Origin of the sequence: Salipaludibacillus sp. HK11, from assembly GCF_047795645.1 — a bacterium.
Taxonomy (GTDB): Bacteria; Bacillota; Bacilli; order Bacillales; family Salisediminibacteriaceae; genus Salipaludibacillus.
Window position 1 is genome coordinate 42,900 of the sequence record NZ_CP181045.1, and the last position, 14,736, is coordinate 57,635.

A 14,736-nucleotide genomic window follows, 5' to 3' on the forward strand; every position below is an offset into this window, starting at 1 on the left:
AGAAACTGCAAAGGAGGAATTTAGGTCAGAGGAGGGGTGGAAAATAACTATGCGATTAGATGAAATAAAAATGGATATTTTAGATCAATATAGATACCCGATTAAGGAATTACGTGCCGATAATATGTTTTGGCTCTTAGAACGTGCAGAGAAGGCTGAGAACCTCCAAGAAAAACTCAATGAAAAAATTATGTTTGTGAGCAACGGAATGGAAGAAGAACATTATTCTTTGCAAGAAAAGTTAATTCGTTATGAAAAAGCATTAAAGGAGATTGCTTTACGAAAAGGTGATTTTTATGAAGACGAAGTCGCTTCAATAGCAGAAGAAGCAATCAATAATTAGTGTGTAGTCCGAATAAGGAGTGACTTTGAATGTACGTAAGCGATGAATGTAAGAATTGTGGTCGTGTAAGAGTAGAATTAATTGACGGTAAAAAGATATGTGAAAAATGTCATTTTAACCAAGATACAAATGATTATGAGATAGATTATAGAAAATAGTTATAATACACATTCCAAATCAGCTAAATATGAAAGTGGTGAAATTCACATGAGCGAGGATAAAACACCACAACAAGAGCACGACGAACAGATCGAATGGCAGAAACAAGTTATAAGGGAAGAAATGAAATAGAGGAAAATTTAATAAGCCTATCGGAAAAACCGAGGGCACAACACTAACCAAATTTGGTTAATGTTGTGCCTTTTTTATTTAAATTTTTATGGGGGGATGACATGAGGAATGTTAAAACAGAAATGAAGAAATGGAAAAGGCAAAAACAGTATAAAGATAAGAAAAAGAAATCAGAAAAACTATCTAAAGCAGATTTACATGAACTTATGGGTACAAATAGACCAACATATAATCGAGGACGTGGTGGGGCATTTAGACAAAATTAATTTATGGGGAGTGAGTATATATGGTGGAAGAATTAACATTGGGTCATAAAGACATAGCAGAAAATGAAGTGCAAAAGGCACTTATTGATGAATTGAGAAATTATCGATCACTTAAAATAAAATTACAAAACAGAAAAGAGCAGATAGAGAAAGGCGTCTTACTTTTCCCATCATTACGTGCTGCAAATGGAATTAAGAATATTGATGAAGCAGAAGAACTTTATGTGAAACAAGTTGATCGAGCGCTGGAAGGAAGCATCGATGATCAAGAGAGAACGATCATTAATAGGAAGTACTTGCAGTCCATTGTGGTGAGTGATGTAGAAATTTACTCGGATATCGGAATGAAAAAAGGGAAATATTATGTCAAGAAAAAGTCAGCAATCATTAACATGGCGAGAGCTCTAGACATAATTTAAATGCTAAAACGGACAAAAAACGAACAAAAAGGGTACCAAAAAAGGAACCAAATTGGGGACCTCATTTTAATCTATTTATAATTAAGCTATTGATATAGGAGAAACGCCTAACTCCAATATCAACGGCGTACCGGGATTGTTCAGAATAGTGTCGATCGCCATGTAGTCTTAACCAGGAGAGACATGGCAGGAGCTTAGTACAAGTTGCGTCTGATCAATGCGCGGGCAAGGTGGTTCCAAAAAAGTCCACCTAATTAGTCGTTGTTACTTTGACATGTAGCATCGTCTCGACATCTTAACTCTCCTGAAAGATGGAAACGAGAGGGTGTATTGCTTGGAGAACATTAAAATGTAGTGTCTTGCAAGGAATTGTTAATAAATAAATGGTGATTCATAGAAAAAGCATTCATTAAATTGAGTGCTTTTTAATTTATTTTAAGGCCGGTGATATCATGTGAATTTCGTCCAACCAATTCGAGACCCATACATTATAGAGGGTATAAAAGAATATCTGAAACTAAGAAGCATGAGAAACTATCTGTTTTTTTGTTTTGGTATTTATTCAGGATTAAGAGTCAGTGACCTTTGTAAACTTAGAGTTAGTATGGTTAAAGGAACACACATTAACATTAAAGAGCAGAAAAACGGTAACAAAAAGAAATTTATCATTCATCCTAAAATTAGACAAGATCTAGAAAATTACATTGAAGGCCGAAGGGATGATGAATTTTTATTCGCTAGTAGACAGATTAAAAAAAAGAGCCAATTAAGAGGCCAACCTATTGACCGGAGTACTGCTTATAAAATGTTAAATGATGCTGCTAGAGAATTTGGATTAAAAGAAATAGGATGTCACACGATGAGAAAGACGTGGGGATATTTTCTTTACAGACAAGATCCAAACAACATAGCATTACTAATGCAATCTTTCGGTCATAGTAAATCTTCAACTACTTTACTATATATCGGACTAACGCAAGACATGTTAGACGAGGCAATTGTAAGGTTATGACTTGATATTTAGTACAACAAAATAGTGTCTATGTGGCACTAATATTTTTTAAAGTAATGAATCCTTAGAAATACCAAAGGGAGAAGCCGATTTATTAAGTTCAACACAATATGTGTTATGGTTCACCGCAGAGACAGATATTAGGAGAAAACAGAGTGTTTTTCATTCGCGATTTTAGAGAGTTTCACTAGTGATTTTACATCAATTTTAAGACGTCTCACAGATCGCTCATGATGCTAAATTTAAAAACGTGAAAACCAACTCAATTATGTTTGGAGGTGGGGTGTAGTCGGTGGCAAGACCAATGAGTCCGAAACGACTTAAAGCATTAAAAATATGGTTGGCAAGTGGAAGAGAAAAGAAGCCGAAGGAGATTGCTGAAGAGGTAGAGGTAAGCGCAACCCAAATTAGAAAATGGAAGAGTATAGATAAGTGGGATGCAATACCGATTACTGAACCTAAACGTGGAGCTCCATATCGGAATAAAAATGCAGTAGGTAATAAAGGTGGCGTGGGTGGACCTGAAGGAAATGAAAAAGCTGTAAAACATGGAATGTTTCGAAAATGGCTACCAGATGATAATGAGTTGAAAGAAATCTATGACGCTGTTAGAGAAGGAATGAGCACTTTAGATATTTTGCATGAAGAGATTCTAGTTGGTTTCACGAACTTTATTAGAGCTCAAAAAATTATGTTCGTCAAAGATCAAGGTGATATGTCAAAGGAATTAAAGAAAGAAAAATTCTTTAAAGAGGAAGTCGAAGTAATTAATGAGCATGGTGAGAAGGTTACTGAATGGGTCGAAACAACCGGTGAGCGAGAGTATGAAATCCAATTTGCATGGGACAAACAAGCAAAGGCTCTTACATCACAAGCGGCAGCAATGAAAGCTATAAATAGCAAGATTAAATTGTACGAAGAAATGATTCGTACGTTGCCGCCAGACGAGGCGCAGGAAGAACACAGACTAAGAGTAAACAAAATAAAAGCTGATATTAAAGCAGTTGAATCAAAGGTATGGTGACATGGCTAAACATGCTATTATTAAATCTTTTTATGCATCGGATGAGTGGATCACACTTCGATTACTACTAATTTCTGAACGTGGAAATAAGTGCTCTCGATGTAACAGAGTTATTGCTAGATCTAAGGAACTGATTGGACATCATATAAAGGAGCTCACACCTGAGAATGTAAAAGATCATAATATTAGTCTTAATCCAGATAACATTAAAATCGTTTGTTTTGATTGTCACAACAAAGAGCATAAAAGATTTGGATACAAAGGTGCTAAAGAAGTTTTCCTTGTATATGGACCGCCGATGAGTGGAAAAAATACATTCGTTAAACAGCAAATTGAACGTGGTGATATGGTCGTTGATATGGATACTTTATATGCAGCAGTATCGCTGTTACCAAGCTACGACAAACCTGACAATCTATTTAATAATGTGATTGGAATACATAGCCAATTAATAGACAATATTAAAACACGCTATGGTAAGTGGCATAACGCTTGGGTAATTGGAGGTTATGCAGACAAATATAAACGCAATCGCTTAGCTGATGATTTAGGAGCTGAGCTTATTTTTTGTGATGTGAGCCAAGAAGAATGCTTGAACCGATTAGAACAAGATGAAGAACGACAACACAGGAAAGATGAGTGGAAAGGATACATTGAGAAATGGTTTGATACTTATACGGAATGAGGTGGTAACTAATGAGGACGCAATATAGATGTATGGAAAAAACGTGTGGTATTTTAATTTCTACGAACAAAGAAAAAGATGGAATTAATTGCCCCAAGTGTAAAGCTCCAGTTATGCCAGAACCTTATGATCCAAACGAAGAACACATTTCTTATGAATCTATCAAAAAATACATGACAGGATATAAATGCCTTAAATGCAATTACACTGAAGTTATTAACCACACGAAAAAAGAATATTCTGAGGTTAAAGTTTGCCCTAACTGTAGAGACGGTGCGTTTGTAGATAAATGGAAAATACTAAGTTATATAAAAGAGAGGAGTGTTTGTTAAATGAAATGGTTAGCGAAAAAGGAAAAGAAAGTGAAGCTACTAGTGGAGTATTTAATTGTATTAAATGATATGACCAAGGGTACAAGCGTTCTGTTAAACGATAAATTCAAACTGGAAGAAAGTATTAAAGAAACAAAGAAAGAGATTGAAAGATTAACATTGGATAAGAAATAAGGTGGCTTATATATGACTTGTATTGTTGGAATTGTTGGTAAAGATGGCAGAGTACATTTAGGCGGAGATAGTGCAGGCGTAGCAGGATACAGTATAACAGTTCGTGCCGATGAGAAAGTATTTAAAAAAGGGGAATTCATTATGGGTTTCACATCTTCTTTTCGCATGGGTCAGTTATTGAGATACAAACTAGATATCCCATATCACAAACCAAACGTTGATACTTATGAATATATGGTTACAGAGTTTGTTGAATCTCTACGCAAATGTTTGAAGGAAGGAGGTTTCTCCAAGAACGACAGTGGAGAAGAATCCGGTGGAACATTCCTTGTTGGATATAAAGGAGATCTATTCTACGTCGGAGATGACTTCCAAGTTGGTAGGTACTCATTATCATACGGTGCTGTAGGTTGCGGACAAGAGATAGCAAACGGAAGCTTATATTCAAACATAGATAAAGAACCAATAGAAAGAATCAAAGAATCTTTAATGGCCGCGCAGCAATTTAGTGGGGGAGTAAGGGAACCGTTTGTGATAGTAAGCACCGATACGGAATGAGGTGAAGAAGATGCGAGAGAGGGATACACATTGTCACTGTAATAGTTGTAAGGAGACTCTTTTAATAGATGGACTTGGACATAATTTATATGGAGTAAACTGTCCAAAGTGCAAACGTCCGATGTTTCCTGGTAAATATATAGAGAAGGATCGACCAATGAGTAGGACAGTAACGCAAGATCAGATAGAGAATCTAGTAGACAATTCATCGGTGGAAGCTAGGAACTATGGTAGTAAGACAACCGTAGTTGTATGCACGTTACCAAGTGGATTCGTTATTGTTGAATCAAGCTCATGTGTTGATCCAGCAAACTTTGATTCAGATATAGCATTTGATATATGTATGGAACGAATCACAAACAAGTTGTGGGAGTTAGAAGGATATAGACTCCAGTGTTCAAGGAACTGAGGTGAGCTAGATGAAGAGATGGATAAAGAAAAACAAATGGATACTCTTTGTATCTATTGCTTTGTTCTTTCATGGGAGTACAGTGTCAGTATCTACTATACAACCACCGTTAAGGATGACGAACTGGCAGTGGATTGAATGAATATCCCCCCCGGATTAGGTGGGTTTACAGAGCCACAGGGACCGAAGGGGGAACACAACTCTGACACACGCCTCAAATTTTGAAAAAGGCAGGAGGTATTTTAAACCATGCCTAAAAGGGCCGTTTATGAAGAAGAACTAGAAAAATTAACCAAAATATTCGAAGAAGTTGAGGACTCAAAACGAAAAATGGTGGAGGGACTTATAGAGGATGCAGCCTTCTTAAAATCTGAAAATAAAATATTGAAAGATTCTATGGCCGACACGGGCATGGTTGAAATCAATCCGAAAAATCCAAGTAGGCAAAGAACAGTTGAGTCAGCCAAGCAGTATCTTAGAAACATTAATAGTTACTCAGTCGTGATAAAGACTCTAAATGGTGTTTTGAATAAGAATACCATTGAGGATGAAGACGATCTGAGTGATTATGAATGATACCAGGTCAAAAATTACAGGTGAATCCTTACGAATATAAGGGTACGCATTCCTATTTGCTAGAATATGTAGATAAATGTAAAAAAGGCGAAATAATTATAGGGAATGAACTAATGTTACAACTAGATATGCTCATGGAACACTTTCAAGATGAAGAAATAAAAATTGAATTTGAAGAAGGACATAAACGAATCAAGTTTATTGAATCAGAGTGTAAACATTTCGAAGCACCATTTGCTGGTAAACCATTTCTACTTGAACTATTTCAAAAAGCTTTTGTAGAATCTATTTATATTTTTCTAATATATGACGATGAAATAAATCGTTGGATCAGACTTTATCAAGATATTTTATTTCTAGTAGCAAGAAAAAATGGTAAAACACCTTTAATTTCAGCCCTTTGTCTGGCTGAATTTTTTTGTGGAGAAATTGGGACAAGAATACTGTGTTCCAGCAATGACTATGAACAAGCGGACTTAATGTTTCAAGCAATAAATTCGATGAGAGAAGAAAGTAAAACTCTTACTAACGTTACAAGAAGTAATATCAAAGGAATTTTCTTTGGCAATCCTAGAAAGCCAAAAAAGACCGGGAAGTTCAGTTATAAGAATAAGGGACAAATAAAAAAAATATCTGCAAAAACAGGAGCAAAAGAAGGGAAAAACATTAAAGTTGGTGCGGTCGATGAAGCGCATGAATTAAAGGATAATACATCAACGATGCCTATAAGACAAGCGGTGTCCACACAAGACGATCCGTTGTATATTGAATTGACAACTGAAGGCGTTGTTAATGATGGATATTTAGATAATCGATTAAAAGAAGCTCGAAAAGTACTAAATAAAGAAATAGAGCGTCCGCGGTGGTTGATATGGCTATATACACAAGATAGCGAACAAGAAGTTTGGCAGAATGAAAAATCTTGGGATAAATCTAACCCAGGAGCGGGCACGATTAAAAAACGTAGTTTCCTCAGAAAAATGATTGATGAAGCTAAAACTAGTAAATCCATGCGAGTATTTGTAATGTCGAAGGATTTTAATTTAAAACAGAACAACGCTACTGCCTGGTTAACGCCAGAAGATATTAAAAACGAAGATGAAATTGATATTGATGAATTCAGAGGATGCTTTGGCATAGGAGCTGTTGACTTAGCAAAGTCCGGGGACTTAGGAAGTGCAAGAATGATTATGATGAAGCCAGGAAGCAATAAAAAATATATGATTCAAAAATACTTCATGCCTAAGGCAAAAATTGCTGATTTACCAAAGGAAGACAAAGAAAAGTTCGAAAAGTGGATTCGAGAAGGATTAATTGAAGTTTCAGAAGGAAATGAAAATGACTTTAGTCTTGTTACTGCTTGGTTTGTAGAGCTATATAAGAAATATAACATTCGCCCTTATAAAGTTGGTTATGATAAATGGTCTGCTACGTATTGGGTCAAGGAGATGGAGGAAATAGGCTTTGATTGCGAGCGCGTTGCGCAAGCATGGGGCAGCATGTCTGATCCAATGAAATTAGTTGAAGCGGATCTGAAAAGTAATTTAATTAATTACAATAATAATCCAATAGACAAGTGGTGCCTTGAAAATACAGCTTTAAATATTAATTCTAAGATGGAAATTATGCCTGTTAAAGTGCAAGGGAAAGAAGATAAAAAGATTGATGGATCGGTTACTATGGTCATTGGTTATAAAATATATACAGATAATCGAACAGAATTTTTGTCCATTGTGGGTAGGTGATAAATGATGATCGATAAAATTAAGAAAAAAAATATAGAAATATTGATGAGTCTATTAAATTTTCTTGATGATATTTTACTTGTATCGGGAATGACACTAATTTCGATAGGGGTATTTAAAATTTATGTACCAGCTGGATATATTACCACAGGCATATGCTGCTTAGCATTTGCTTATTTTTTTGCCAAAAGAAGGTGATGACACTTGATTCTGCAAAACCTATTAAATAAAAATAATAAAAATCAACATGATCAGCAAATGAGACACGCTCAAATGTTGAACGGGACCCTTCCGATATTCAGCCAATTTGGAGAAAGCATCTATGCTTCTGACGTTGTTAATTCGTGTGTTGATGTCGTTGCCACAGAGTTATCAAAATTAAGACCAAAACATATACGTACTGATTCAAATGGGATGCAGACGGTAGTAAATGGAAGCCTAAATAGGTTATTCAAATTCAGTCCAAATGACTTAATGACAACAAGAGATTTCTTGGAAAAAACAGTGTCATTATTATTTATGAATTTAAATGTCTTTATTTATCCAACATATGACATTATTACTGATAGAAAATCAGGGGCAAAACGAAAAGAATACACAGGTCTTTATCCACTTAATCCGTCTCAAGTTGAGTTTCTACAAGATGAAAAAGGCAAACTATTTGTCAAATTCATCTTTCAAACAGGGATAGATTATACATTGCCATATACGGATGTTATTCACTTAAGAAAAAAGTTCTCTGTTAATGATGTAATGGGTGGCGGGATAAATGGTCAACCAGATAATGAAGCTTTGCTAAAAGTGTTGCAGATCAACGATAGTGTTTTGCAAGGATTAGAAAAATCTATTAAAACAAGTATGACCGTTCGCGGTATTTTAAAAATGAATACGATGCTCGATGACGGCAGCCAAGAAAAAGAGCGGAAACGATTTGAAGAGGCGATTAGAAAAAGTGAGACTGGTATTCTACCAATGGATTTAAAAGGTGATTACCAAGATATAAAAATGGATCCGAAACTGGTAGATAAAGATACTCTTGATTTTTTAGATAATAAAATCCTAAAAAACTATGGAGTATCTGTGGCTATTTTGAGTGGAGACTTTACGGATGATCAGTACCAAGCTTTTTACGAGAGAGTTTTAGAGAGTGTAGTTATTGGTCTTGGACAAGGGTTCTCAAAATGCCTATTTACAAAAAGAGAACTTGAGCATGGGAATGAAATTGTTTTTTATCAGCGCGACATGATGTACCTGAGCACAAAAAATAAATTAGCTTTAATTAAGACAACAGGTGAACAGGGGCTACTTAATGACAATCAAAAACTCCACATTTTAGGATATGGACCTATCGATGGAGGAGAAAGAAAGACACAAAGTCTTAATTATATTAATCGGGACATTATTGATGAGTATCAATTGAAACACGGATCTTCCAAAAATGGAAAGGGTGATGAAGGTGACTAAACCTAATAAAGTTTTACGATTCCACGAAATACAAGAGTTTCGAGCACTAGAACCGACAGAAGAATCTGGCCACATTGTCGAAGGGTATGCAATTATTTACGAAGAACGAACCAATGTTGGTGGCTGGTTTATGGAGATCATCAAAAGAGGAGCTTTAGACGGAGCGGATTTGAAAGATGTTCCGTTGTTTATTCATCACCAAGATAGAAAAATACCGCTCGCAAGGAGCCGTAACAACAACGGAAATTCTACCATGCAGTTAACAGTAGACAATAAGGGGTTGCACTTTCGTGCTGAACTTGATGTTGAAAATAATTCGGAAGCTAAGGCGCTTTATTCCGCCGTGAAAAGAGAGGACATCACAGGAATGAGTTTTGCTTTTAGAACGAGTGAAGAGAATTGGAGTGATCTCGATGAAGAGTTGCCAACTCGAGAGATTATAAAGTACGAAAAGATTTATGAAATATCTGCGTTATATTCCCCTCAATATGATGGGGCTAATATAAATGCTCGTGACGAATCACTGGATAGTGAGGATAAAGCGGCATTGGATAATGCTAAGTCAGAGTCATTGGATAATGACCAAAACGAGAAAGATTTAGAGCTACGAAAAGCAATTGAAATGGAGTTAATAAATTCCGTAAATTAATCGAAAAGGATGATAAACATGAAAAAATGGCTAAAAGATCAATTGAAAAAGAAAGAAGAAAAAAGAGCTGCGCTTAAAACGCAGGTGAAAGAACTTCGTGGAAAAATCGAAGAAAGCAAGACTGTTGATGAGGCGAAGTCTTTGGGGAAAGAAGCGCGAACGATCGAATCTAATATTGAAGAGTTAGATTCGGATATTGACGGATACACGAAACAATTGGCCGATCTACCTGATGAAGATCCAGAAGGAAGAGGGAAAGATAAGGATAAGGATCATGATGATGATCCAGAACAGCGAAGTACTCCTGCAGGTCAATTGAATCCGATGGGAACTTACTCAATGGGTAACGCTCAAGGTGTTGGAGATGAAAAACGTCAGAAGGATCTGGAAACAAAGTATGAAACTCGAGGAGCCAACCTGAAAGCTAAGCAGACGGTTGATTTTGATATCGATGAGCTTCCTGAACTTCGTGCAGTAACTGTTGGCGGAGGAACGCTTGTTGTCGAAAAGAAATACTCTGACACGCTTAATGGTAATTTTAACGAAGTTTCTACGCTGATCGATCGTGTAAATGGCGTACCTTTAATGGGCGGAGAATCTTACACGAAAGGATTTGAAGTATCTGACGGTGAAGGTGATTACACAAGTGAAGACGGTAACTACACTGAAACAGATCCAGAGTTTGGATATGTAACGATGGGAAAAGCTAAAATCACCGCTTATGCTGAGATTTCAGACGAAGCTATGAAGCTACCAAACGTGAATTATCAGTCATCTGTAGCAAGCAGCGTAGGCAAAGCTTTACGTAAAAAGATTACTCGTCAAATTCTTGTTGGCGCAGGTGGAGCGAATGCCTTAACTGGTATTTTTAACGCTCCTACAAACGTTATTCCTGTTGCAAGTGACATCGAGGTTGCTGAAATTGGACCTGATACACTAGATCAAATTGTTTTCGGGTATGGTGGTGACGAGGAAATTGAAGGAGGAGCATTCTTGATAGTCAATAAACTGGACCTTGCAGCATTCAGTAAAGTTAGGTCTACTGACGGCAAGAAACTTTATAAGATTAAGAAAGAAGGAAACACTGGAACGATCTCTTCTGATGATTCTTTTGAAGTGCCGTTCATCATTAACAGCTCAGCCCCAGCATTGTCTGCTGATGGCACTGTAGCGGATACGTATTGCCTGGCTTATGGTTTTCCACAAGCTTATGAAATGCCTGTATTCTCAGCAGTGACTGTTGAAGAGTCTCGCGATTATAAATTCCGAACCGGTCAGATTGCCTACCGCGGATCTGTATGGGCTGGTGGAAATGTATCCATGCATAAAGGTTTTGTACGTGTGAAGAAAGTTACTGCCACGTAATGAAATTAGGATATTAATTGATTAACCCCTCAAATTTGAGGGGTTAAATTACTTTGAGGAGGTATTTGAAATGGTAAAAAAGCAAACCGAAAAACCGGAGGAAGTAAAACAGGAATTAGAAGAAGATAAGGTTCCTGAAGCGGAAAAAGTTGAAGTTAAGGATGATAATTTGGGAATTGAGCAAGAGGCAAAACAACCTGACGAGGAAATGGATGCTAAGGCAGACAAAAGAAAGGCTTATCCCAATTCGTCCACCGTAGAAGAAGTATCTGAAGAAAAAGGTATTATATTCTTCAAAGCAAAAAAGAAATTAACAGATACTGAACACAAAAACCTCTCTAAAAAAATACGTCAAGAAATGAAGGAAACAGGTTTAGAAATTGTCTTGGTACCTTTTTCGGTTGAACATGAAATTTCCGCAGAATAAGGGTGATGGCCAATGAGTAGTGAACAAGAAATTATTAAATTAATTGAAGAATGCAAAAAGGGATTAAATATCCCCATTGAAACTACTGCTCTTGATGGAGTTTTAAGGCAAAAATTAATGGCGGTTAAAGGATACATGGTCGGAGCTGGTGTATCAGAAGAGAAACTAGATAGTGATTTAGCTATTGGAATTATCGCAATGGGTGTTGCGGATTTATGGGAACTTAAGTCGGGTGAAGTGAAATTTTCTCCTGCTTTTAAAATCATGCTGAGCCAATTAGCAATGGGGTGATTATGTGAGGTTTGATAGTGTTATTTATTTACTGAGCATAAAAAACAGTAAAAACAAAATGAAGGATATCGTTGAAGAGGAAACACCAAGGCAAGTTTTGGCAGAAAAAAGGTCAATAAGACAGTCTGAAACCTACCAAGCGATGGCAACAGGATTAAAGCCTGAGCTAATGTTTGTTACCTGGGAGAATCAGTATCTCGGAGAACAAAAAATAATGTATAAAAATAAAACGTATCAGGTTATTCGAACCCATGAGAAACCCGATCAAACGATTGAGCTTATTTGTGAGGGACTTCCGAATGGCTAGAATACCAAATCCAGTTCGAACAAGAAAAGATGGAGTGGAAGTCGTTTCTAGTGTTGATAAAGCTAAATTTACTTTACATGAATTGATCCGGGCAGCTAATCGGGCTACCGGAGCTCACTTAAGACGACGCATGCTTCGTGAAGCACGAAAAATGCCAGGTATGAGAAAAAACAGAAGATTAGGAGCGGCGTTCCAGTATTGGGCGAGGCGAAGAGAAACTGATCTTGTCATTGGTTCTAAGCATGGAACATGGTACGGCTCAGGGCAAGAATTAGGTACGAAAAATCAACCAAAACGAGGTATTATTCGATCAACCGTTATGGCCGAAACTGATGCAATCAGAAAAATACAAGGTCAATTTATCAGCGCGATCGAGGACGACAATCGTGCGAGAGCAGAAATAGATACAGAAAATGAAGGTGATAACGATGAAAATGATTGATATTCGTGAATATATCGCTTCTTTTCTTGAGTCTAAACATCCTGATGTCTTAGTAAATGGTGTAGAAAAATCAAGAGTTCATTCTGAAGATGCACCGGATGATGCAATATATCCATACATTGTTTATGATTTGCCCAATTCTGTCAAGGGAAATTCGATGGAAAACTTTGTTTTTGAATTAGATTTTTGGGATAACAAAACAGATACGACAGAACTAGAAATCCTTTGCGACCATGTAAATAACGATCAAGATGGATTAGACGGTAAAACATTGCTTGTTACCGAAACATTAGGACTGACTTTTTACCTTGAAAACAGACGACAGTTAAGGGATCCTGATAAACAGTTAAAACGTAGACAATATGTTTATCAAGTCAGAGCACACGGAGCGTGAATGCATGGGAACAATGACGTGCGTAGAGTGTAGTAAAAATTGGTACGAAAAAGGACCATCTAACAATACCATTTGCGATGATTGCGCTAAACCTGAAGAACTTCCTGAAGAAGAACCGGAAGACTTTGAAGATTTAGTCAGAGGAATGATGTTAGACGAAGAATTAGCAGAAATGACTGACCTCGTATGGGATGATGTCAAAATGTTAGCCGCTGAATATGTTGTCATGCAATTGCGATGGAAAATGCTAGTTACAAAGAAAGGAAGTGTTGAGTGATGCCGATTACAAGACCAGCAGTACCAAATCCTAAAAACGTGCAGTTAGGCGCAGGGGTTTTGGTCTTTAACTTTAATCCAGATGACTGGGATGCCCCAGAGACTATTGCATTTGGCGCGGTGCGTGGAGGTGGAAGTTACAATGTCGAACCTACCAATAAACCTATTCGTTTTGATGGTGACCGCGGGGAAGATAGCAAGGGACTAAAACGTAAGACGGAGCAAAAAATTCAGATTACGGTAACGGCCCTTGAATTAGATCATGCTAAATTGAAAAAGAATATGCCTGGAAAAGTTACAAATGTAACGAATGGGGTAGATGTGCCTGAGTATAATAAATATCGTCCTAAAGTTGATTATGATGAAGAAGACTATATAGAAAATTTAGCTTATATCACATCTAATGTAAATGGTGATGTGGTCGCTTATGTAATTGAAAATGTATTAGGTGATGGAGCATTATCAATGGCTTTTACAGATAAGGACGAAGTGGTTGCGGAGACTACTTTTACAGCACATTTTGACTATGAACAATTGGATGACGATGGAGAGGTTATTGTACCTACTTATATCGTTCAATACGAAAGTGAAACGGCAACGTAAATCAAGGGGGTTATTTCCCCCTCTATTTTAGGAGGTTATTATGACGGAAGAAGTGAAAGAAAAGCCAATTGATAGTGAACAAGCCTTTGACATGCTACCTTATGTGGCGGCTATTTATGACAAAGTTGATTTTGATACGTATAGGAAAGATCTAGCTAAAAAGAAAATTAACAAAGATGATTACTTATGGGCTGCTATAGACGGAGCCAAATATATTTTAAGAAACTCTGGAAAAGTTAAAAATGAATTTTTTCACATCGTCTCCATTGCACAAAAGAAAACTCCAAATGAAGTAAAAAAACAACCTTTCTTTAAAACAATCGTGACAATAAAAACAATATTTTCAGATCCTGAGTTAGTTGCTTTTTTCAAACAAGCTATCGAGTAGGAGGATACGAAGAAACCCTTCACCTACTGGATAGCTTTTATTGTTTCAATTATGTTATGAAACTACCAATTGTGAATATTACAAAGTTATTGATCAAAGCTTCTGAAAAGAAATTAGAGGAAATAGTATGGGAAAGATGGCTAGTTGATTATCAAAACATGGATGATAAAACATTCGTTTCATTTAATAATTATCTGAAGAAAATGAAGGCTCCTCAAGAACAATCAACTCCTGAAACAGTAGCAGAAACATTTAATAAGTTAAAAAGTAAAGTAAAAAATCCTGAATAAAGGCTC

Annotated in this window: 26 protein-coding genes; all 26 read left to right on the forward strand. The window is 36.5% G+C overall.

What is annotated here, in order from left to right:
• Positions 1-49 precede the first annotated feature (49 nt).
• The 26 genes from ACM26V_RS00335 to ACM26V_RS00460 all read left to right on the forward strand — a co-directional run bounded on the left by ACM26V_RS00335 (position 50) and on the right by ACM26V_RS00460 (position 14,730).
• On the forward strand, positions 50-343 hold the full coding sequence (locus tag ACM26V_RS00335) for a hypothetical protein (RefSeq protein WP_416149482.1): 294 nt from the start codon (positions 50-52) through the stop codon (positions 341-343).
• 29 nt (positions 344-372) lie between these two features.
• Complete coding sequence (locus ACM26V_RS00340) at positions 373-501, forward strand: TFIIB-type zinc finger domain-containing protein (RefSeq protein ID WP_416149483.1); 129 nt, start codon at positions 373-375, stop codon at positions 499-501.
• A gap of 234 nt (positions 502-735) precedes the next feature.
• Positions 736-900: a hypothetical protein gene (locus ACM26V_RS00345; RefSeq protein WP_416149484.1), complete on the forward strand. Its 165-nt coding sequence runs from the start codon at positions 736-738 to the stop codon at positions 898-900.
• Positions 901-920: 20 nt separating this feature from the next.
• Positions 921-1,319, forward strand: a complete 399-nt coding sequence (locus ACM26V_RS00350) for an ArpU family phage packaging/lysis transcriptional regulator (protein WP_416149485.1) — start codon at positions 921-923, stop codon at positions 1,317-1,319.
• Between the two features lie 454 nt (positions 1,320-1,773).
• Complete coding sequence (locus ACM26V_RS00355; RefSeq protein ID WP_416149486.1) at positions 1,774-2,331, forward strand: tyrosine-type recombinase/integrase; 558 nt, start codon at positions 1,774-1,776, stop codon at positions 2,329-2,331.
• Between the two features lie 292 nt (positions 2,332-2,623).
• Complete coding sequence (gene terS / locus ACM26V_RS00360) at positions 2,624-3,355, forward strand: phage terminase small subunit (RefSeq protein ID WP_416149487.1); 732 nt, start codon at positions 2,624-2,626, stop codon at positions 3,353-3,355.
• Position 3,356: 1 nt separating this feature from the next.
• Positions 3,357-4,040, forward strand: coding sequence for an HNH endonuclease (locus ACM26V_RS00365; RefSeq protein WP_416149488.1), 684 nt, complete (start codon positions 3,357-3,359; stop codon positions 4,038-4,040).
• 11 nt (positions 4,041-4,051) lie between these two features.
• Positions 4,052-4,372, forward strand: coding sequence for a hypothetical protein (locus ACM26V_RS00370; protein ID WP_416149489.1), 321 nt, complete (start codon positions 4,052-4,054; stop codon positions 4,370-4,372).
• Entirely contained in the window at positions 4,373-4,546 is a 174-nt protein-coding gene (locus ACM26V_RS00375; protein WP_416149490.1) for a hypothetical protein, read from the forward strand.
• 12 nt (positions 4,547-4,558) lie between these two features.
• Complete coding sequence (locus tag ACM26V_RS00380; protein WP_416149491.1) at positions 4,559-5,104, forward strand: hypothetical protein; 546 nt, start codon at positions 4,559-4,561, stop codon at positions 5,102-5,104.
• A gap of 157 nt (positions 5,105-5,261) precedes the next feature.
• Positions 5,262-5,513: a Gp49 family protein gene (locus tag ACM26V_RS00385; RefSeq protein ID WP_416149492.1), complete on the forward strand. Its 252-nt coding sequence runs from the start codon at positions 5,262-5,264 to the stop codon at positions 5,511-5,513.
• Between the two features lie 10 nt (positions 5,514-5,523).
• Complete coding sequence (locus ACM26V_RS00390; protein WP_416149493.1) at positions 5,524-5,655, forward strand: hypothetical protein; 132 nt, start codon at positions 5,524-5,526, stop codon at positions 5,653-5,655.
• A gap of 107 nt (positions 5,656-5,762) precedes the next feature.
• Positions 5,763-6,089: a hypothetical protein gene (locus tag ACM26V_RS00395; RefSeq protein ID WP_416149494.1), complete on the forward strand. Its 327-nt coding sequence runs from the start codon at positions 5,763-5,765 to the stop codon at positions 6,087-6,089.
• Complete coding sequence (locus tag ACM26V_RS00400; protein ID WP_416149495.1) at positions 6,086-7,834, forward strand: terminase large subunit; 1,749 nt, start codon at positions 6,086-6,088, stop codon at positions 7,832-7,834. The genes ACM26V_RS00395 and ACM26V_RS00400 overlap by 4 nt, the downstream gene beginning before the upstream one ends.
• Positions 7,835-8,038: 204 nt before the next feature.
• A complete protein-coding gene (locus ACM26V_RS00405) occupies positions 8,039-9,298 on the forward strand; it encodes a phage portal protein (protein ID WP_416149496.1) in 1,260 nt (419 codons plus the stop codon).
• On the forward strand, positions 9,291-9,947 hold the full coding sequence (locus ACM26V_RS00410; protein WP_416149497.1) for an HK97 family phage prohead protease: 657 nt from the start codon (positions 9,291-9,293) through the stop codon (positions 9,945-9,947). Before ACM26V_RS00405 ends, ACM26V_RS00410 begins: the two co-directional genes overlap by 8 nt.
• Before the next feature lie 18 nt (positions 9,948-9,965).
• Positions 9,966-11,312, forward strand: coding sequence for a phage major capsid protein (locus tag ACM26V_RS00415; protein WP_416149498.1), 1,347 nt, complete (start codon positions 9,966-9,968; stop codon positions 11,310-11,312).
• A 70-nt stretch (positions 11,313-11,382) separates the two neighbouring features.
• Positions 11,383-11,739 carry a hypothetical protein gene (locus ACM26V_RS00420; protein ID WP_416149499.1) on the forward strand — a complete coding sequence of 119 codons (357 nt, stop codon included), beginning with the start codon at positions 11,383-11,385 and terminating at the stop codon, positions 11,737-11,739.
• Positions 11,740-11,751: 12 nt separating this feature from the next.
• On the forward strand, positions 11,752-12,030 hold the full coding sequence (locus ACM26V_RS00425; RefSeq protein WP_416149500.1) for a hypothetical protein: 279 nt from the start codon (positions 11,752-11,754) through the stop codon (positions 12,028-12,030).
• A gap of 4 nt (positions 12,031-12,034) precedes the next feature.
• Positions 12,035-12,337, forward strand: a complete 303-nt coding sequence (locus tag ACM26V_RS00430) for a phage head closure protein (protein ID WP_416149501.1) — start codon at positions 12,035-12,037, stop codon at positions 12,335-12,337.
• Complete coding sequence (locus ACM26V_RS00435) at positions 12,330-12,779, forward strand: hypothetical protein (protein WP_416149502.1); 450 nt, start codon at positions 12,330-12,332, stop codon at positions 12,777-12,779. Before ACM26V_RS00430 ends, ACM26V_RS00435 begins: the two co-directional genes overlap by 8 nt.
• Positions 12,766-13,173 (forward strand): hypothetical protein, encoded by a 408-nt coding sequence (locus ACM26V_RS00440; protein ID WP_416149503.1) that lies wholly within the window; start codon positions 12,766-12,768, stop codon positions 13,171-13,173. The genes ACM26V_RS00435 and ACM26V_RS00440 overlap by 14 nt, the downstream gene beginning before the upstream one ends.
• Before the next feature lie 4 nt (positions 13,174-13,177).
• Positions 13,178-13,450 (forward strand): hypothetical protein, encoded by a 273-nt coding sequence (locus ACM26V_RS00445; RefSeq protein WP_416149504.1) that lies wholly within the window; start codon positions 13,178-13,180, stop codon positions 13,448-13,450.
• Complete coding sequence (locus ACM26V_RS00450; protein ID WP_416149505.1) at positions 13,450-14,052, forward strand: hypothetical protein; 603 nt, start codon at positions 13,450-13,452, stop codon at positions 14,050-14,052. Before ACM26V_RS00445 ends, ACM26V_RS00450 begins: the two co-directional genes overlap by 1 nt.
• A gap of 40 nt (positions 14,053-14,092) precedes the next feature.
• Entirely contained in the window at positions 14,093-14,440 is a 348-nt protein-coding gene (locus tag ACM26V_RS00455; RefSeq protein WP_416149506.1) for a hypothetical protein, read from the forward strand.
• A gap of 56 nt (positions 14,441-14,496) precedes the next feature.
• Positions 14,497-14,730: a hypothetical protein gene (locus tag ACM26V_RS00460; protein ID WP_416149507.1), complete on the forward strand. Its 234-nt coding sequence runs from the start codon at positions 14,497-14,499 to the stop codon at positions 14,728-14,730.
• Positions 14,731-14,736 lie beyond the last annotated feature (6 nt).